A 19,221-nucleotide genomic window follows, 5' to 3' on the forward strand; every position below is an offset into this window, starting at 1 on the left:
AACACTTGACACCAAAACATTTTTTAATCCATGCTTTTAAGCGCATCCTATTGGGTGGATGGTATAAACGCTACGTGGTAAACAATGTGGTTATCCAGACAGATATCAAACAAGCCCTTCAAGTTAGGGGTTCCAAGGCACAGGATTATGCTTTGGAAAAGCAGTTTGACCATGTGATGTTGTATTATCCAGATTTTGCGTTTATCTTTTTTTGGCGAATCAATAAACTAAACTATCGTTGGAAATCATTGTTTGTGCCTGAGATGCCCTGCAAAATTTTTAGAAGTACAAAAATAGCTGGAGGCTTGACATGTTACCATCCGTATGCTACTGTCATTAATGCCAAATCCATAGGTAAGAACTTTCAATTTAGAAATGGATTGACCATAGGCAATAAAGCAAATGATAATAAGTTGCTTCCAGTAATAGGAAATGATGTAACCGTTGGTGCCAATGTGGTTATTATAGGGAACATTACCATTGGAGATCATGTGGTTATTGGCGCTGGGTCTGTTGTGGTAAAAGATGTGCCTTCCAATAGTGTGATAGCTGGAAACCCGGCACGAGTTATTAAAACATTGGAATGAATTTCTTACCCCGTCCCTAAGGGGAGGAATTTTGTTAGTGCAGATAAGGGAAGTAAAATTAATAATGAAGAAAATTAAAATACTATATACAATTTCAAATTTCCACACAGCAGGCAGTGGTAAGGTGGTTTATGATTTGGTTAAACATATGGATAATAACCAATTTGAGGTTGAAATAGCCTGTGGTAGTAGTGATGGTGATTTTTATAAGGTAGTGTCAACTTTGGGCTTGCCCATACATGTTTTTGAAACCAAAACAAATTATAGGCCATACCACAGCTTATTGTTTAGAATCTGGAAGATTTCAAAATTCTTTAAAGAACAACAATATGATGTTGTTCATTCATGGCAATGGAGCAGTGATTGGACGGAGGTCTTAGCAGCCAAATTAGCAGGAGTGAAATGGTTATACACCAAAAAAGCGATGGGTTTTAATAGTAGGCATTGGAAAATAAAAAGTTTTTTGGCTGATTATATTATTACCATCAATGATGAAATGTCTGCTTATTTTCCAAACAAAACAAAGCAGGCTTTAATCCCATTGGGGATTGATACAGCATATTATGATACAAATAAGGTTGCTAAAACCAAGGCCATGAATCCAGATAAATTTCATATTATCACAGTTGCCAATTTGGTGCCTGTTAAAGGGATTGAAATTTTACTTGAAGCCTTGGCTATTCTTCAAGATTCTGGAATTCAACTAAGTGTTTTGGGTGACTGTGAGAATGCCTATGGGCGTAACATGATGTTATTAACGGAGCATTTGGGTCTACAGGAACAAGTTAAGTTTTTAGGAAAACAATTAGATGTAAGACCCTATATAAGCGCAGCCGATGTTTATGTGATACCTACTTTGGATGCAGGGAGAAAAGAGGGGATGCCCATGGCTTTGGTGGAAGCCATGAGTATGGGGATTCCAGTATTGGGTTCCCATATTACAGGTATTAATTATGTATTAAAAGCATTTCCCGAACTATTGTTTCCAGCAGGAAACGCAGAAGTTTTGGCGGAAAAGATGAAGCAATTAAAAGCTACGGATCCCTTACAAAGATTGGCTTTAGGGAAACGGTTGCGCACTTATTGCGAGACCCATTTTACCATGGAGGCTTTTATTGCTGCACATGAAGCACTTTATAAAACTTTATAGGATATGGGCAATAACTTCAATAAACATGTTGTTGTAGTAGGCAGTGCCCGAAGTGGTACCAGTTGGTTGAGTGAGCTGATGGCCCAACCCTTTAGGTATCGCATGCTATTTGAACCCGATCAAGAAACTCGTACTGAAAGAGGGCATTTGCTTTGTGACAGATGGTTAAGGTCTCCTACAGATTCCAAGGAAGCTTATACATATTTAAAGGCTGTTTTTAATAACCGTGTGGATTGCGATTGGATCGCACAAAACAGTAACCGAAAATGGAAGCGTCATTTATGGCCTTTTGTACCCAAAAAGTATATCATCAAGTTTGTACGTTGTAATCTGTCTGCACCTTTTATACACAATGAATTTGGGATTCCGGTTATACATCTTATTAGAAATCCTTATGATGTTATTAGGTCTCAGCAACAAGTAAAATTTTCTTGGTTGTATGACTTGTCTTATTTTGCAAATCAAGAAAAGTTGGTAACACTTATTAAAGACAAGTTTTTGTATGATATTACCCAATTTGAAACATTGACGGATGTGGAAAAGTTAACCTTGCGTTGGTGTATTGAAAATGTGATACCGTTGGAAGTATTGGAGCCCTATTCTGAAGAAGCTGTTGTTGTTCGTTATGAAGCGTTGTCCAATAACATTCAATTGTTTTATGATTTATGTGCTGCCTTTCATTTGGAACCAGTTGCTAATTTAGAAAGGCATTATAAACAGCCATCATCCAAAACACATCCAGAGAGCGTGTTTTTACAGAAAGGTAGCGATAAAAATAAATTGAGTACTGCTGAACTAATCCAAATAAATAAGCTATTGGATGTTTTTAAGACGCAGCTTTATACCAAACATTATTAATATCATTATATGCTATTCAACTCCCTAGACTTCGCTATATTTCTTCCCTTGGTTTTTGCACTGTATTGGTTTGTGTTAAAACCTTCCTTAAACCGGCAAAACCTATTTGTTGTCCTGGCTAGTTATGTATTTTATGCCTGGTGGGATTATCGGTTTTTAGCCTTAATAGTTTTAAGTACTTTGGTGGATTTTGTGGTTGCCAAACTGATGCATAGGGAAACCACACAAACACGAAGAAAGATATTATTGTTGGTCAGTTTGTGTTTCAACCTTGGGTTGTTGGTCTTTTTTAAGTATTATAATTTTTTTATATCCAGTTGGGTAGATGCATGGCAACTTATAGGGGTTTCCATGCAAACCACAACCTTACAGATTATTCTGCCGGTTGGGATATCTTTTTATACCTTTCAAACATTAAGCTATACCATAGATGTTTATAGAAAAAACATTGAGCCTACTTCAAATTTTATCCAGTTTGCAGCCTTTGTGTCCTTTTTTCCTCAGTTGGTGGCTGGCCCCATAGAGAGGGCCTCGCAATTGTTGCCACAATTTAGTCAAAAGCGTGTTTTTAACAGTGAATTTGCAATTAGTGGGTTCTATTTAATTATTTGGGGCCTGTTTAAAAAAGTGGTAGTGGCAGATAACTGTGCTTTTTTTGTCAATCAGATCTTTGATGGTGGAGGAGCTTACACTTCCCTGGAATTGTTTTTGGGAGCAGTTTTGTTTGGATTTCAGATTTATGGGGATTTTTCTGGTTACTCGGATATAGCCATTGGAGTGGCAAGATTGTTTGGTTTCTCCTTAATGACCAATTTTTCCTTTCCGTATTTCTCCAGGGATATCGCTGAGTTTTGGAGACGTTGGCACATTTCCTTATCCACTTGGTTTCGCGATTATTTATATATTCCATTAGGTGGGTCTCGTGGAAATACTTGGCAAGGGATTCGAAATGTGTTTATTGTGTTTCTGGTGAGTGGGTTTTGGCATGGTGCCAACTGGACTTTTGTGATTTGGGGTGGTATTCACGCACTGTTGTTTTTACCCTTGTTACTGATTAAAGTCCATAGAAAATATCTGGAAACAACTCGCATCAGCTTAGGCCAATTACCTTTTATTCTGTTTACATTTGTATTGGTGACTTTTGCATGGATTTTCTTTAGGGCAGATAACGCAAGTATGGCAATGCAATATATTCAGGATATTTTTAGTTTTAACAGTGGCTCTGTAGCTACTTTTTATAAGACTCCAAAAATGCTTTTATTTAGTGCCATAATTGTAATAAGTATTTCTATCTTGTTGTTATTTGAGTTTTTGGCGGTTCAAAAAAATAAAAAAGAAGTGGTTTTAACAACATATACTGCTGTATGTATTGCCATGCTTATCTGTTTTATGGGCGTGTTTAAGAATCCCTCAGAGTTTATTTATTTTCAGTTTTAAGGATGATGTTGTTTTTAAAAAGAATCGGGTTTGTTGTATTGGTTTTCATTGGTATGAGCATGCTTGTGTCTTGGGGAAGTTTGTGGGCCTTACGTCAGTCTTCTTTTTATAAACCCTCTTTTTTGGTCAATTCCCTATCCGAAAAAAGCTTCGATTATATAGTGTTGGGTGCCAGTACGGGTTTAACCACTTTAAATACCAAAGTCATTGATTCTATGTTGCATACCAATGGTGTTAATCTGTCCATGGATGATACAGCACTGTCCAGTCAGTACCTTATGCTGCAACATTTTTTGGCACAGGGGAAAACCACAAAAGTTTGTGTGTTGGCACCTAGTGTTAAAGATTATGATGTTCGCACGAATGAATTAAGTGGCAACGATTATCGTTTTTTACCCTATGTAAACACAACTTATGTTTATGACTATTATAAGCAATTTAAAGGAGTGGATGCTAAGGTATTGGCTTATAGCAAGTGGTTTCCCATGTTAGGCGTGTCCTATTATAATGTAGAGTTGTTTTACCCTTCGTTGGTAGCCCTTATGCAACCGGAAAAAAGGAATAGGTTTGATGCTACTGGTAATTATGTATATCCCGAATCTAAAAAAGCAAGTAAAATGATAAATGACTTAAAGTCTGTTACCTTGGACTTTAAAAATCCCTATGTAAATAAAATAAAAGCACTTTGTAAAGCCAATGATATAGAATTGATTTGTTATATTTCTCCTATGGAAGGAAAGAAAGTTATGGTGTCTTCAAAAGACTTCTTAGTGATCAATCATAGTGATTTGCTGAAGGACTCCAAGTATTTTTTTGATGCCATACATGTAGATTCAAAAGGGAGACAGGTTGCCAGTGAGCAATTTACTAATGATATTAAAGCTTTAAGGAAGTAGTAGTTTTCTAAAAAAATTCATGGAGAAATCATTAAAAATAGCCATATATTCTGGAAATATTCCAAGCACGACCTTTATTGAACGTCTTATTAAGGGGGTTTCTGATTCAGGGAGTCAGGTATTTTTGTTTGGTCTGATCAAACAAAAAACAACTTATGGGAACCAGGTGCAGGTTTTTGGCTATAAAAACACAAAAGGTTCCAAACTTTGGGTTTTAATCAAATACACTTGCCTTTTGTTTTTATTTAAGCCGACTCAAAAAAAACGTTTGGATGCGATACTCAACAAAACAAATAATAACACCTTATATTCTAAGGTAAAATACTATCCTGTGCTATGGCACCAACCGGACATTTTTCATGTCCAATGGGCGAAAGGGCTGGATGAGTGGCTCTGGGTACAGGAGTTTGGGATGCGTTTGATGCTAAGCTTGCGTGGAGCCCATATCAATTATTCCCCCATTGCAGACACCAAATTAGCAGCCATGTATAGAGAAAACTTCCCAAAAGTCGCTGGGTTTCATGCCGTCTCCCAAGCCATTGCGAAGGAGGCCTGTAAATATGGAGCTGACAAACAGCATATTCAAGTGGTTAAAAGTGGCCTAAAACTTCAGGACTTTCTCTTTCAATTAAAAACAACCAACCCCCAAGCCCCTATAAACATTCTGTCAGTTGGAAGGGGACATTGGAAAAAAAATTACCGCTTGGCCTTGGATGCCATGCATGCGTTAAAACAACTGGGGCTTGCATTTCGTTATGATATCATTGGAGTCTCAGGGGAAGAAGCTTTGTTGTTTCAGCGCGCCCAATTGGGCTTGGAACAGGAAGTGGGGTTTATTGGTCCATTGCCCTTTAAAGAGGTGCAGAAAGCCATCAAAGAAGCTGATGTGATGTTGTTGCCCAGCGTGGAGGAAGGGATCGCCAATGTGGTTTTGGAAGCCATGGCCTTGGGGACCTTGGTGGTAAGCACAGACTGTGGAGGAATGAAAGAAGTGGTATTGCCAAAACAAACCGGGTATTTGGTACCCGTTCGGGATGCTCAAGCGATGGCACTGGCCTTGAAGGAGGTGAGTGAATTACCCCTGGAGACATATCAAAGAATAACACAACAGGCTAGAGCCTTTGTGGAAGCAAACCACAGCGAAGCTCAAATGGTGTCTGGGATGCTCGGGTTATATAAAAGGCTCATGCTTGAAGGGTCTGATAAGGTCAACTAACCAATACCTGTCAGGATGTTTTGATTGTCATTGACTTCGTTGAATCTTCGATTTCTGAACGACCCTGTCATTGACTACGTCGAATCTTCGATTTCTGAACGACCCTGTCATTCTGAACGAAGTGAAGAATCTACGAAGTGAAGAATCTAAAAGAAGAATCTTTAGGAACAGGAGTAAAGATGCTTCGCTTGCGCTCAGCATGACAAAGCACTCAGCATGACCCCTGTCATTCTGAACAAAGTGAAGAATCTACGAAGTGAAGAATCTACTAAGTGAAGAATCTACTAAGTGAAGAATCTAAAAGAAGAATCTTTAGGAACAGGAGTAAAGATGCTTCGCTTGCGCTCAGCATGACAAAGAGATGCTTCGCTTGCGCTCAGCATGACAAAGCGCTCAGCATGACAATGTCATTCTGAACAAAGTGAAGAATCTACTAAGTGAAGAATCTATAGGAAAAGGAGTAAAGATGCTTTACTTCGACACTTCGATAAACTCAGTGCAGGCTTGCTCAGTACAGGCTGCTCAGCATGACCCCTGTCATTCTGAACGAAGTGAAGAATCTACTAAGTGAAGAATCCACAAAGTGAAGAATCTATTAAAATAATCTACAAAAAAACCTGCAAAGAAAAACCACAAACTGAGCATGTTGCCCTATTGGCAGAAAGTCTCACACACAGTGGATTCTGCTGTTATTTTTTTTAATTTTAAAAAATGAAAACAAAAGGCTCACATAATTATTATGTTTATATACTAACCAATAAAAGCAAAACGGTTTTATATACTGGTGTTACCAATAACCTAAAAGAACGGTTATATGCTCATACCAACCCACTTCCTTTTTCTAAAGCCTTTACGGCTAAGTATAAATGTTTCTTTTTGATTTATTATGAACATTTTTTTGAAGTGGATGAGGCCATTGAACGGGAAAAACAAATAAAAGGATGGCTTAGAATTAAGAAAGAGGAACTGATAGCCACCAAAAATCCTGAATGGAGGTTTTTGAATGATGATGTATAGAGATGCTTCGCTTGCGCTCAGCATGACAAAGAGATGCTTCGCTTGCGCTCAGCATGACAAAGAGATGCTTCACTGCGCTCAGCATGACAAAGCACTCAGCATGACCCCTGTCATTCTGAACGAAGTGAAGAATCTACGAAGTGAAGAATCTAAAAGAAGAATCTATAGGAACAGGAGTAAAGATGCTTCGCTTGCGCTCAGCATGACACATAGATGCTTCGCTTGCACTCAGCATGACCCCTGTCATTCTGAACGAAGTGAAGAATCTACGAAGTGAAGAATCTATAAAGAAATTAATCAATACATAGAAATTAAGATTCAAAATTTTGATATCTTGACCAACCATTACCAAATGACTAAAACAAACACACATAAAGGACGTATTGGCTTGCTGCTTTCTGCAGCACCTGGGTATTCGGAAACGTTTTTTAGATCCAAAATCAAGGGTTTAAAGGAGTCCGGATTTGACCTTGTGTTGTTTTGTAGTGAGAACCAACATGGCTTTAAAGACTGTCCAGTAGTTTTATTGCCTCAGCAAGCTAAAAACAAACTGATTCTAGGTATTAAACTTGTGTGGGTATATTTGGGCTTGTTGCCCTATGTAAAGACCCTAAGAAGGTTTGTGCAATTGGAACGAACCGATGGAAAAGCTTGGTTACCTATTTTAAAACGCCTGTACACGCATGCACCTGTGTTTAAGCAGGATTTGGATTGCTTGCATTTTGGGTTTGGGACATTGGCATTGGGCTGTGAAAATATGGCAGCTGCTATTCAAGCAGACATGGCGGTGAGCTTTAGGGGCTTTGATATAGGGGTGTACCCCATCAAACATCCCCAGTGTTATAGCGGTCTGTGGGATAAAGTATCCAAAATCCATGTCATTTCCGATGATATCAAGCAATTGCTCTATTCCCATGGGTTTAGGGATCAAGCCCCTGTTGTTAAGATCACCCCTGCCATAGATACCCATTATTTTTCTACTGAGCAGGGACATGTGTGTGTGGAACATCCCATACAACTCATTACGGTAGCCCGATTGCACTGGAAAAAAGGTTTGGAATATACTTTGGAGGCTTTAGCACTCTTAAAGCAGCAAGGAATAGCTTTTGAATACCGGATTATAGGCTCGGGGCCAGAGGAAGAGGCTTTAAAATTTGCCTGTTACCAGTTGGGCCTGCAAGCGCAGGTGTTTTTTTTGGGCAAGCTGGGTCACGAGGAGGTGAGGCAGCATTTAACACAAGCACAGTATTATATTCAGTACAGTGTTCAGGAAGGCTTTTGCAATGCCGTATTGGAAGCCCAGGCCATGGGCTTGCTCTGTGTGGTGAGTGATGCTGAAGGCTTGGCAGAGAATGTATTGGATGGAAAAACAGGTTGGGTGGTACCAAAACGTAACCCCCAGTTATTGACAGAAAAAATGATAGAAGTCATACAAATGGCTGAAATGGAAAAACAAAGGATTACACACGAAGCTTCTTTTCGGGTCCAGGAGATCTTTTCCATAGAAACACAAATACAAAAGTTCACTCAATTTTATTCAGACAAATGAATGTTGAGCTAATCTCAATACTTATTTAGCTCTAAGAATGTTTAAACAAAGCTTGTGAAATAAGCAAAAGACCTTATATTAAGAGATGGTTTAACATAATTCATTTATTTGTGTATTTTCGTTAAATATAAATTAAAGGTCATTTGGATGCATGTTAAAAAGATTTTAAAGGCATTGATGTTAAAGCAACGTCAAGAGAAACTAAAGTTTGAGACTAAGTACCTATGTGGCATTCCATTAAAAGTGTTGAAAGGTACAATACGTGAAACTGTAGATCAAGATGATGCTTGGTGGTTTTATTTAAGCAAACATCACCATGTGATTTTTGATATAGGTTGTAATATAGGCTATATGGCATTGTTGGCTCTCATCCAGGATTCAAATAAACAGTTGCTTTTAGTGGATCCTAATCCCAAAGCACTTCAAAAAGCAGCCATAAATCTCATCCAAAACAATTTAGGTAGTAAAGCTCAATATTTTACTGCTTTTGTAGGAGATACCCTTAATGAAAAGATGAAGTTTTATACAATAGGCTCTGGTGAAGCAGGAAGTATGTATAGCTCACATGCTGAATCTGCTGCTGCCATAAACTCCTACATGGAGGTTAATACGGTGACCCTGGATTTCTTATATGCATATTATGAATTAAAACCGGATTTAGTGAAAATTGATGTGGAAGGAGCAGAAACCCTTGTAATGAAAGCAGCAAAAAAGATGGCATTGGAAACTCAATGTACTTTTTTTATAGAAATGCATGATGTGAAAGATTTAGGTATGGAAGCAGCAGGGGAAATGATATTGGATTGGTGTCAGGAAGTTCAATATAAGGCCTGGTATCTTAAGATGGAAAGTGAATTGATTGATGCTAATACCATAAAAGGAAGAGGTAAATGTCATTTGCTTTTAATGCCTTTTAATAGACCTTACCCAGACTATTTAAAGGGTGTTGCTCAAAAGTCTCATTTACCAAAATCTATATAATGCCCTTTAAATTCTTAACATATTTGCAGCCTACCCAGTATTTTCGATTGTTTCAAACATCGGGTGCTTCTGTATTTCCACAGGTTGAAGCGTTGCCAGAATTGGTTTTAAAGCAACTTATGTATGACGAAGGTTATGAGTCTGAACATGCACGGGATTACGATTTGTCTTGGCAGGCCATTCAAAATGGGTATATAGGTCACGTGGAGACCTATACGCAATTTGAAATACTACCCCTTGCAGACGAGTACCGTTTTATCAGGAAACAGTTTCATCCGGTTTGGGTGTTTTATGTGCTGATCTGTCGGGTATGCACGTTTCACAATCCGTTTAAAGAGATTCAGGCTTGGGTAGCAACAGCAAAGACCAAGCGTGTTACATCTGTTACAGCCTTGCCATATGACGCATGGTACCATTATAAGTCGCAACTACTGGAACAGGCACCTTTGGTTAGCGTGGTCATCCCAACCTTAAACCGGTATGACTACTTAAAGGACGTGTTACAGGATTTTGAAAAACAGGATTATCCCCATTTTGAAGTCTTGGTTGTAGATCAGTCCGAACCCTTTCAACCACATTTTTACAAACAGTTCCCTTTGCGCATCCGTGTGATTCGTCAGGAAGAAAAAGCCCTATGGTTGGCCAGGAATACCGCCATCAAAGAAGCCCAAGGGGACTTGATAGCCCTCTCTGAAGACGATGTGCGTATTCCCAACAATTGGATTTCCAATCATTTGAGGTGCTTGGACTTTTTTAAGGCACAGGTATCGGCAGGGGTCTTTTATCCAGAAGGACAGGAAATACCGAAAGCGCGTTCGTTTTTTGCTGTGGCCTCCCAATTTGCTACGGGAAACGCCATGCTTTATAAGGAGGTGTTTTATCGTGTGGGACTGTTCGACAGGCAATTTGAGAAACAGCGGATGGGCGATGGGGAATTTGGCTTGCGCGTGTATTTGGAAGGGATGCTCTCGGTTTCAAATCCGTATGCCTCTTGCATCGATGTGAAAGCAGGTACGGGTGGCTTAAGGGAGCTGGGGAGTTGGGACGCCTTTAGGCCCTCCAATTTTTTTGCGCCCAGGCCCATCCCCAGTGTGCTGTATTACTATAGAACCTATTATGGGGATCGCGCTGCTAGATGGGCCTTATTACGAACCATCCCTACATCCTTGATCCCATACCAGTTTAAAAAAAACAAAGGCATGTTGGTGTTGGGCTTATTCTTAAGTATTTTACTTTTGCCTTTGGTGTTGTATCAAGTATTAGAAAGTTGGAACTTGGCAAGTAAGAAAATAAAGGAAGGGGCTTTGATTGAAAAATTAGAAGTGAGACGTGAGAAGTGAATAGTTAATAGTTAATAGTTAATAGTGAAAAAAAACATCCTTATAGTTACCTCCGAATTCCCGCCACAACCGGGTGGGATTGGAACTCATGCTTATTATTTGGCTTTGCATCTGGTTAAGAATGGTTATGGGGTGACTGTGATATCGAAACGCAGTGGAGATAAGACGGAGGGATTGCTAACCAGTAATAAAATTTGAGTATGCAAACTCCCCTTTCTTTACCTCCGTTGTACTTCGGTAAATTCATTCCCCTCTTTAACTAAAGAGGGGAGCCAAGATATTGAAGTTGAAGTTAAATTCTAAAATGAAAATAACAACGTAAGATTAAAAACAACTAAAACACACTAAATACTGAACCACATTGAACAAAAAGCACATCCTCATAGTGACCTCCGAATTCCCGCCACAACCGGGTGGCATAGGGAACCATGCCCTACATTTGGCCTTGAATCTGTCTAACCAGGGCTATCAAGTAAGCGTGATTGCCGATCAGAGGGAGGGGGACCATAGGGAAGAGTTGGCTTTTGATCAAGACTTGCCGGTTCGCGTCACACGGATTGCTTTAAAACGGCACAGGCTATGGATGTATGTAGATCGTATCGTTAAAACCATACAAGGCTTTAAACAGGCAGAGATCATCATTGCCACTGGAAAGTTCTCGCTTTGGTCTGTGGCGTTTTGTTCCTTGTTTTACAAACGGGAGACCCTTGCGGTCATTCACGGTACCGAGGTCAATTTCAAAACACCCTGGCTCCGTCAATCGATTGCCATGTCTTTAAAACGTTTTGATACCCTGGTGGCAGTTTCCAACTATACCAAAAGCTTGATGGGCCATATCCAGAAAGAGGTGGTGGTTATTCCCAATGGGATAGATCTCAGCCAATGGCAGACAGAGGGGATATTGAAAGCCACCTTACAGGGATATCCGGTGTTGACTACGGTGGGGAGAGTGAGTACACGAAAAGGGCAGTTGCAAGTCATCAAGCTCTTACCTGCCTTAAAACAGCGATTTCCCGACCTTCATTACCATTGTGTTGGGATTCCTACCGAAGCAGACGCATGTAGGGCTCAGGCCAAAGCCTTGGGGGTGGCCGACCAGGTAACCTTTCATGGGGCAGTACCTGAAAGCAGTTTGAAATCCCTGCTTTTGGCTACAGATGTGTTTGTTATGTTGAGTACGGAAAGCGAGACTGGGGATGTGGAAGGCTTTGGGATAGCCATCTTGGAAGCCAATGCTCTGGGCATCCCGGCCATAGGGGCCAAAGGCTGTGGGATAGAAGATGCGATTAGTAATTATAAATCGGGAATTGTAATTAACCCAAAAGAAAATCTGGAAATTGTTGAAGCCATTGATACAATTTTAAATAATATGGACAGCTACAAAACAAAAACTTTAGAATGGGCATCATCATTTTCTTGGAACAAAATTATTTTGGACTATTTAAAGTTGTTTAAATAATGAATCAAGAAAAAAAACTTCAGATGAGATATTTCTTTGAAGATATTCAGCGTATGTTGGGTAAAACAAAATGGAGAATATTAATTATTTGGATGAGTAGGTCATTTTGTGGGATTTTCATGTATAGAATGGAGAGAGCACTATATTTATTACTTGGGAACAATTATAAATATGTTAGAATTCCAATAACACCCATTTTATATGTCATACAAGCTTATTCCAATATAGACATTCATTATAAATCAAATATACAAGGAGGAATTTTAATTTTACACCCTTCTTTAGGTGTTGTAATATCAGGTCAAGCCATTATAGGTGCTAATCTGACACTAGTTGGAGGAAATCTTATAGGTAGTAAAAAAACATCAAAAAAAGGAGATTTTGTTATAGGCGACCATTGTCATTTCGGTGGTAATGCTACTTTAATTGGTCCTTTAATTTTAGGTGATTATATTCAAATAGGAGCTCATGCTTGTGTGGTTGATAATTTTTATGAATCACATCAAGTATTGGTTGGAGTACCTGCCACCAATTATCAAAAATCTTAGTATGAAATTAACCATCATATCACATACGGAGCATTACCAATTGGACGATGGCAGCATTGTGGGTTTGGGATCGACCGTTACGGAAATCAATCAGCTTTTAGGTATTTTTGATACCATTACCCATGTGGCCATGCTGCATGACACCCCAGCCCCACCCAGTGCACTGCCCTATAGCTCTAACAGCATTACATTTGTGGGCTTGCCAGCAGTGGGAGGTACCACATGGGCAGCCAAACTTCAACTGTTGCTTCAAGCCCCAAATATTTTAGTACAGATCCATCGGGCTTTAAAACAGGCTGACTATTTTCAGTTTCGCGCCCCCACAGGGATGGGGGTGTTTGTAATTCCTTATTTAATGGTTTTTACATCCAAACGGGGCTGGTTTAAATATGCAGGGAATTGGAAGCAGGAACAGGCTCCCCTGGCATACCGCTTTCAAAAATGGCTTTTAGAAAGCCAGAGCCGACCGGTGACCATCAATGGGAGTTGGCCAAATCAACCAAAACACTGTTTGAGTTTTGAAAATCCCTGCCTAACCAAGCAGGAACTTGATGAGGGGCAAAAAGTTGTTGCCAATAAGACCTTTTCAAAACCAATCGAGCTTTGTTTTGTGGGACGTTTGGAAGCTGCCAAAGGGGTGGATCTCATCCTTGAGGCCTTGGCGAGCTTGGATGATCACCAAAGCAGTAAGATAGCGACCTTGCATTTGGTGGGGGCTGGCAACAGGAGTACAGCCTATCAACAGCATGTGGACACCCTGGGGTTGACTGTGACCTTTCATGGATATTTATCCCGTTCGGAAGTGCATGACATCTATAAGAGATCGCATGCCATCCTCTTGCCCTCTGCTTCCGAAGGCTTTCCCAAGGTGATTGCTGAAGCCATGAACTATGGTTGTGTGCCCATTGTCTCCCAGGTCTCTGCCATTGGGCAATATATCGCACATGGGGAAAATGGTTTGTTAATGGAGACGGTTTCGGTACAGGCCCTAAATACCTGTTTGAACCGGTTCTTGGATTTGGAGGAGGCTGCTTTTAAAACGATGACACAACCTTCCATATCTTTTATGCAACGCTTTTCCTATCCGTATTACAACCAGAGAATTGAACAGGACGTCCTATAATTTGGAATTTTTTGGGATAAGAGGTTGCTATTAAAAAAAAAATAATATTTTTATCTGAAACTAATTCATTTTTAATTCTTTGATGCTGATAAAAAAACTACGCTGGACGGTAAAGCGTCATCCTTTTTTATATAAAACAAGGTTTTGGTTGCTGTCTCACAATGCTGAAGAGGATGCCATTCAAGGGAATAGTTATAATGTCTGGAATAAAAAAGAAGACATTCCCCGCTGTTTTTATGAGGTCAATGCACAGGTTTTTAAACAGGGCAGACCTAGGTCAGATTTCGAGCTTATCAAGCAATTGGTGTCTTGGTTAAATGCCCATACAAGAATGGGACCTGGCTTGAGCGAACCTTCAGACAAGGTTTTAAAAACCATGCTCTACGAAAAAGGAGGGGTTTGTAGTGATATGGTACAGGTATTCAATAATTTTTGTGTCATCAACAACATACAGGTACGGGAATGGGGCACGACCTCTGTACCTTTTACCCATACCAACGGGGGACATTCCTTTAATGAGATATTTATAAAAGAATGGCAAAAATGGGTGTTGATAGATCCCTCTTGGGGCTTGTTGTTTTATGATGAAAACAAAGTTCCCTTGTCGGTAATTGAATTGTTTCAAAAGGTTCGAACAGCACAAACGGTTAGTTACAATTCTTTTATAAAGGATAAACACCTTGAAGCATCCCAGGTTTTTAAAAACTACCTGAATGCCGACATTACCCCTTTTTTGATTTGTGGGTATCGGAATAAGGTGTATGATGCCTATTTAAGAATGACCAGGCCCTTCATTCCTGTTTTTATCGTGCATTTTATGGTCTATGTTCTAGGAAAAAGCTACCATTACAAATTTCCAATGGACGATTATAGAAACATATTTAATTAATTCTTATACTTGTTGGTACTTTTGGCTTGATTGAAACATTTTATATATGAACTTGCCAAATAGCTGTAACTTTGCAAAAACGCCTCTTTTTTAATTGAAAACCAATATCACATACATTACTGCCATAGGCTTCCATGCCGGTTTGGGGTTTTTGATATTTTTGAATGAGAGCCTGGCCAAGCCCTATTTTTATCTAGCGGTTTTTTATTTTATATATCGGATCATTACCGTAGCAGATAATAAAAAAACTTATGAAGTCTTAAAAGCCTGTGCTTATTTTGTTGGGGCTGAGGTATTTTTCAGAACTACCAGGGGGGCCATATCCTATGAGTCAGGAAAATATTTGGTCATCTTGTTTATCCTGATGGGGATGTTCTACCGGGGGCTCTCGGGCAAAGGCTATCCCTATTTTATTTATCTCATGTTTTTAATCCCTTCTATTTTTGTGGCCTCCACCACCTTGAGTTTTGATGCCAATTTTAGGACCAACATTGCTTTTGTGCTTAGTGGCCCAGTGTGTTTGGGACTGGCCGCTTTGTTTTGTTATGACAAGCATATCAGTTTTAAGCAAATGTCACACATTTTACTGTTTATGTTGTTGCCCATTATAGCTCATACGGTGTATGTGTATTTTTATGCCCCAGATTTACGTGAGATTTTAACCAATACAGCATCCAACAGAGCAGCAGCAGGAGGCTTTGGTTCCAATCAGGTAGCATCAATTTTGGGTTTGGGCATGTTTATCTTGGGGGTGCGTATCTTTATAAATTCGCCTACCTTGGCCTTAAAATTATTAAACATCATACTTTTTGTTTTTGTATCCTATCGGGCCGTGGTTACCTTAAGCCGAGGGGGCGTGATTACAGCCATTTTATGCATAGCGATATTTTTGATCATGTATTTTTTTCAAGCCAATCCCAAGGTAAGAAACCAGGTCATGGGAGCTTTTGTGCTGTTTTTGGGAGGTGTGGCTATGGCCTGGGTGATCAGCTCCAATCAATCCAGTGGGATGGTTGATAAGCGCTATGCGAATCAAAATGCAGCTGGGGTTGAAAAAGAGGATATCACTACAGGTAGAAAGCAGTTGTTTATGGAAGAGATAGAAGGTTTTTTAACCAACCCTTTTTTTGGCATAGGTTCCAGTCGGGCCAAAGACCAACGTATTGAAGAAGAGGGGCAAGGGGTAACCTCCCATAACGAGTTAAGTAGGACCTTGGCAGAGCATGGTATTTTTGGTATCATGATGTTACTTATCTTGCTCTTTAAACCCTTGGACATCCGAGCGAAGAACAAACAAAATTATTATTTTTATGCGCTTTTGGCTTTTTGGTTTGCTACCATCAACCACTCGTCCATGCGTATTGCGGCTCCAGCCTTTATCTATGGGCTGGCCTTATTAAATGTAACTCATGAAAAACGTCCTGTACATAGGAAACAACTTAAAGCAACAACGCGCTAATGTTTCGGCCATAGGCCGTCTGGGTCCCAAGTTGACCGAGGAAGGCTTTAGGGTGCGCTATGCCTCTTCCAAGTCCCATAAAACTCAAAGGCTCCTGGACATGCTATGGGCCTGTGTGCGTTATGGCAAAGCATCCCAATGGGTATTGGTGGACACCTATAGTACCCAAAACTTTTACTATGCCTTGCTGGTCAGTCAGCTGTGCCGGATTATGGGATTGCCTTACATTCCCATACTTCACGGAGGGAATTTGCCAAGCCGTTTAAAAACCAATCCTCTATGGTCTCAAATGCTATTTAAACCGGCCTTTGCTTTGGTCTCCCCATCTGTTTATTTAAAGGAAGCTTTTGAAGCTTCCGGTTATAAAAATGTGGTATATATCCCTAATAGCTTAGAGATGGAGCAGTATGCCTTTCACGAAAAACAACTGGATCAGGTTAAGATCTTATGGGTACGGTCTTTTTCCAAGATTTATAATCCGGAGTTGGCCGTTACAGTTTTAAAAAAATTACAAGATGACGGTATCAAAGCCAGTCTCTGTATGGTAGGACCCGATACCGATGGCTCCATGGAACGGGTAAAATCTTTAGCGACTAACTTAGGGGTCTCTGTAACCATTACAGGAAAGCTGCCTAAAAAGGATTGGATTGCCTTGGCAAAAGACTATAACATCTTTATCAATACCACCAATTATGATAACATGCCGGTAAGCGTGATAGAAGCCATGGCCTTGGGCTTACCGGTGGTATCCACCAATGTGGGGGGCTTGCCTTACTTATTGCATCATGAAAAAGAGGCCCTTTTAGTACCTCCTAAGGATGTAGACGCTTTTGTAGTGGCGATTAAGCAGCTTATATACAATCCGGTGGCTACCAGAACCATGACTTTTCATGCCAGAAAAAAAGTGGAACAATTTGATTGGAACTTAGTAAAACATCAGTGGATAAAATTGCTTAGTTAAAGCCCCTAAATTCCCAAAAGGGACTTTTTCTGTGGAAATTGAAATCTAAATTGTGGTTGAGGTGTTTTGCTTTCTTGTGTCATCATTATATCTGTTATTACGAAGACTCCTAAAAACTTGTGATTACGAGCCTGTCTAAATGCTAAACAAAATAGGAGGCAGGCAGGGGTTTGTAATTAAAACACAGATAATTAATTTAAACAAGCTCCCCGTCCAGACTGCGTCTGTCCACCCCTCTTCAACTGAAGAGGGGAGCTAGATGGTTATTGTTTATTGGAATTTGGAATGGGATATTAACTATTTATCTTTTATAGTAAACTTTTAAAGCAAACCAAATCAAGGTATTTAAAAACATATAATAAAAAATAACTAAACCAGGGCTCCTCCCTTTAGTTAAAGGGAGGTGGCTAGACTGACGGTAGGAAGTCTAGACGGAGGGTTTGCTATTTAAACACAGATAATTAATTTAAACAAACTCCCCGTCCAGACTGCGTCTGTCCACCCCTCTTCAACTGAAGAGGGGAGCCACGTAGTTATTGTTTATTGGAATTTGGAATGGGATATTAACTATTAATCTTTTATAGTAAACTTTTAAAGCAAACCAAATCAAGGTATTTAAAAACATATAATAAAAAATAACCAAACCAGGGCTCCTCCCTTTAGTTACGGCCAAGCGTTAAGAAATAGCCCTGTGGTCCCGATAGCTATCGGGATTAGCGCAGGAGCGAGCTGGCGCAAGGCGTGGCTAGACTGACGGTAGGAAGTCTAGACGGAGGGTTTGTAATTTAAAATTAGATATTTAGTTTAAGCAAACTCCCCGTCCAGACTGCGTCAGTCCACCCCTCTTCAACTGAAGAGGGGAGCCACGTAGTTATTGTTTTTTGGGTTTGTGAAAGAAACATTTATTAATTTTCAGAATCAAAATGATTCCTTATTTCTTTTAACACAGACGGTAGTAAATCAAAAACCATTTTATTTTCAAACCAGATCACTTTATAACCTTTTTGTTCTAAATATGTTGTTCGTTTACAATCATATTCCTGTGCTTCTAAGTTATTATGAACTTCGCCATCTAACTCAACAATTAACTTTTCAGAAGCACAATAAAAATCAACTATATAATGACCAATACCATGTTGTTTTGTAAAACGTTTGTTGTCCAATTTTCTATTCTTTAACTGAGACCATAAAAATGCTTCAGCAGGAGTTAAGTTATTCCGTAGTTGTTTTCTACGTTTTTGATATTCCTTTTTACTATGTATTTTTTGTTTGGACATATATTAAAAATACATATTATTTAAATACTTATTAAAAAAAATAACCAAACCAGGGCTCCTCCCTTTAGTTACGGCCAAGCGTTAAGAAATAGCCCTGTGGGCTATTTTAGCGCAGGAGCGAGCTGGCGCAAGGCGTGGCTAGACTGACAGTAGGAAGTCTAGACGGAGGGTTTGCTATTTAAACACAGATAATTAATTTAAACAAACTCCCCGTCCAGACTGCGTCAGTCCACCCCTCTTCAACTGAAGAGGGGAGCCACGTAGTTATTGTTTATTGGAATTTGGAATGGGATATTAACTATTTATCTTTTATAGTAAACTTATAAAGCAAACCTAATCAAGGTATTTAAAAACATTTAATAAAAAATAGCTAAACCAGGGCTCCTCCCTTTAGTTACGGCCAAGCGTTAAGAAATAGCCCTGTGGGCTATTTTAGCGCAGGAGCGAGCTGGCGCAAGGCGTGGCTAGACTGAC

General features: G+C 39.6%; 18 protein-coding genes. 17 read left to right on the plus strand and 1 reads right to left on the minus strand.

Annotated elements, in window-relative coordinates:
* Positions 1 to 5 precede the first annotated feature (5 nt).
* The 17 genes from D778_RS14880 (at position 6) to D778_RS06000 (ending at position 17,470) form a co-directional block, all read left to right on the plus strand.
* A complete protein-coding gene (locus tag D778_RS14880) occupies positions 6 to 587 on the plus strand; it encodes a serine acetyltransferase (RefSeq protein ID WP_007648660.1) in 582 nt (193 codons plus the stop codon).
* A 64-nt stretch (positions 588 to 651) separates the two neighbouring features.
* The gene (locus D778_RS05925; protein WP_040491612.1) at positions 652 to 1,737 is read left to right on the plus strand and encodes a glycosyltransferase; all 1,086 of its coding nucleotides are present in this window, start codon (positions 652 to 654) and stop codon (positions 1,735 to 1,737) included.
* Positions 1,738 to 1,740: 3 nt separating this feature from the next.
* Positions 1,741 to 2,595, plus strand: coding sequence for a sulfotransferase family protein (locus D778_RS05930; RefSeq protein ID WP_007648662.1), 855 nt, complete (start codon positions 1,741 to 1,743; stop codon positions 2,593 to 2,595).
* Positions 2,596 to 2,604: 9 nt separating this feature from the next.
* Positions 2,605 to 4,032 (plus strand): MBOAT family O-acyltransferase, encoded by a 1,428-nt coding sequence (locus D778_RS05935; protein ID WP_040491614.1) that lies wholly within the window; start codon positions 2,605 to 2,607, stop codon positions 4,030 to 4,032.
* 2 nt (positions 4,033 to 4,034) lie between these two features.
* Positions 4,035 to 4,928, plus strand: coding sequence for a hypothetical protein (locus D778_RS05940; protein WP_040491616.1), 894 nt, complete (start codon positions 4,035 to 4,037; stop codon positions 4,926 to 4,928).
* A gap of 19 nt (positions 4,929 to 4,947) precedes the next feature.
* Positions 4,948 to 6,144 carry a glycosyltransferase family 4 protein gene (locus D778_RS05945; protein WP_007648667.1) on the plus strand — a complete coding sequence of 399 codons (1,197 nt, stop codon included), beginning with the start codon at positions 4,948 to 4,950 and terminating at the stop codon, positions 6,142 to 6,144.
* Positions 6,145 to 6,855: 711 nt separating this feature from the next.
* On the plus strand, positions 6,856 to 7,161 hold the full coding sequence (locus D778_RS05950) for a GIY-YIG nuclease family protein (protein ID WP_007648669.1): 306 nt from the start codon (positions 6,856 to 6,858) through the stop codon (positions 7,159 to 7,161).
* A 352-nt stretch (positions 7,162 to 7,513) separates the two neighbouring features.
* On the plus strand, positions 7,514 to 8,710 hold the full coding sequence (locus D778_RS05960) for a glycosyltransferase family 4 protein (RefSeq protein WP_040491620.1): 1,197 nt from the start codon (positions 7,514 to 7,516) through the stop codon (positions 8,708 to 8,710).
* A 177-nt stretch (positions 8,711 to 8,887) separates the two neighbouring features.
* Complete coding sequence (locus tag D778_RS05965) at positions 8,888 to 9,691, plus strand: FkbM family methyltransferase (protein WP_162138292.1); 804 nt, start codon at positions 8,888 to 8,890, stop codon at positions 9,689 to 9,691.
* Positions 9,691 to 11,031, plus strand: coding sequence for a glycosyltransferase family 2 protein (locus D778_RS05970; protein WP_040491622.1), 1,341 nt, complete (start codon positions 9,691 to 9,693; stop codon positions 11,029 to 11,031). The genes D778_RS05965 and D778_RS05970 overlap by 1 nt, the downstream gene beginning before the upstream one ends.
* 24 nt (positions 11,032 to 11,055) lie before the next feature.
* Positions 11,056 to 11,229, plus strand: a complete 174-nt coding sequence (locus tag D778_RS14500) for a glycogen/starch synthase (RefSeq protein ID WP_155949895.1) — start codon at positions 11,056 to 11,058, stop codon at positions 11,227 to 11,229.
* 163 nt (positions 11,230 to 11,392) lie between these two features.
* On the plus strand, positions 11,393 to 12,490 hold the full coding sequence (locus tag D778_RS05975) for a glycosyltransferase family 4 protein (protein WP_040491624.1): 1,098 nt from the start codon (positions 11,393 to 11,395) through the stop codon (positions 12,488 to 12,490).
* The gene (locus D778_RS05980) at positions 12,490 to 13,038 is read left to right on the plus strand and encodes an LbetaH domain-containing protein (RefSeq protein ID WP_007648679.1); all 549 of its coding nucleotides are present in this window, start codon (positions 12,490 to 12,492) and stop codon (positions 13,036 to 13,038) included. Before D778_RS05975 ends, D778_RS05980 begins: the two co-directional genes overlap by 1 nt.
* Position 13,039: 1 nt before the next feature.
* Positions 13,040 to 14,161 carry a glycosyltransferase gene (locus D778_RS05985; RefSeq protein ID WP_007648682.1) on the plus strand — a complete coding sequence of 374 codons (1,122 nt, stop codon included), beginning with the start codon at positions 13,040 to 13,042 and terminating at the stop codon, positions 14,159 to 14,161.
* 148 nt (positions 14,162 to 14,309) lie between these two features.
* Positions 14,310 to 15,050: a transglutaminase domain-containing protein gene (locus tag D778_RS05990; protein ID WP_007648684.1), complete on the plus strand. Its 741-nt coding sequence runs from the start codon at positions 14,310 to 14,312 to the stop codon at positions 15,048 to 15,050.
* 94 nt (positions 15,051 to 15,144) lie between these two features.
* Entirely contained in the window at positions 15,145 to 16,509 is a 1,365-nt protein-coding gene (locus tag D778_RS05995; protein WP_051052640.1) for an O-antigen ligase family protein, read from the plus strand.
* Entirely contained in the window at positions 16,460 to 17,470 is a 1,011-nt protein-coding gene (locus D778_RS06000; RefSeq protein WP_040491626.1) for a glycosyltransferase family 4 protein, read from the plus strand. The genes D778_RS05995 and D778_RS06000 overlap by 50 nt, the downstream gene beginning before the upstream one ends.
* A gap of 905 nt (positions 17,471 to 18,375) precedes the next feature.
* Here the strand turns inward: D778_RS06000 and D778_RS06005 are convergent.
* Positions 18,376 to 18,747, minus strand: a complete 372-nt coding sequence (locus tag D778_RS06005) for an endonuclease domain-containing protein (protein ID WP_007648694.1) — start codon at positions 18,745 to 18,747, stop codon at positions 18,376 to 18,378.
* Positions 18,748 to 19,221 lie beyond the last annotated feature (474 nt).

The sequence above is a fragment of the Xanthomarina gelatinilytica genome (assembly GCF_000348685.1).
GTDB classification, from domain to species: Bacteria; Bacteroidota; Bacteroidia; order Flavobacteriales; family Flavobacteriaceae; genus Xanthomarina; species Xanthomarina gelatinilytica.

Excerpts from the sequence above, each read along its gene's own strand:
- D778_RS05985 (WP_007648682.1), top strand. The coding sequence starts at position 13,040 with ATGAAATTAACCATCATATCACATACGGAGCATTACCAATTGGACGAT.
- D778_RS05965 (WP_162138292.1), top strand. The coding sequence starts at position 8,888 with ATGTTAAAGCAACGTCAAGAGAAACTAAAGTTTGAGACTAAGTACCTA.
- D778_RS05980 (WP_007648679.1), top strand. The coding sequence starts at position 12,490 with ATGAATCAAGAAAAAAAACTTCAGATGAGATATTTCTTTGAAGATATT.
- D778_RS05940 (WP_040491616.1), top strand. The coding sequence starts at position 4,035 with ATGATGTTGTTTTTAAAAAGAATCGGGTTTGTTGTATTGGTTTTCATT.
- D778_RS05935 (WP_040491614.1), top strand. The coding sequence starts at position 2,605 with ATGCTATTCAACTCCCTAGACTTCGCTATATTTCTTCCCTTGGTTTTT.
- D778_RS05970 (WP_040491622.1), top strand. The coding sequence starts at position 9,691 with ATGCCCTTTAAATTCTTAACATATTTGCAGCCTACCCAGTATTTTCGA.
- D778_RS05960 (WP_040491620.1), top strand. The coding sequence starts at position 7,514 with ATGACTAAAACAAACACACATAAAGGACGTATTGGCTTGCTGCTTTCT.
- D778_RS05925 (WP_040491612.1), top strand. The coding sequence starts at position 652 with ATGAAGAAAATTAAAATACTATATACAATTTCAAATTTCCACACAGCA.
- D778_RS06000 (WP_040491626.1), top strand. The coding sequence starts at position 16,460 with ATGAAAAACGTCCTGTACATAGGAAACAACTTAAAGCAACAACGCGCT.
- D778_RS05930 (WP_007648662.1), top strand. The coding sequence starts at position 1,741 with ATGGGCAATAACTTCAATAAACATGTTGTTGTAGTAGGCAGTGCCCGA.
- D778_RS06005 (WP_007648694.1), bottom strand. The coding sequence starts at position 18,747 with ATGTCCAAACAAAAAATACATAGTAAAAAGGAATATCAAAAACGTAGA.
- D778_RS05945 (WP_007648667.1), top strand. The coding sequence starts at position 4,948 with ATGGAGAAATCATTAAAAATAGCCATATATTCTGGAAATATTCCAAGC.
- D778_RS05950 (WP_007648669.1), top strand. The coding sequence starts at position 6,856 with ATGAAAACAAAAGGCTCACATAATTATTATGTTTATATACTAACCAAT.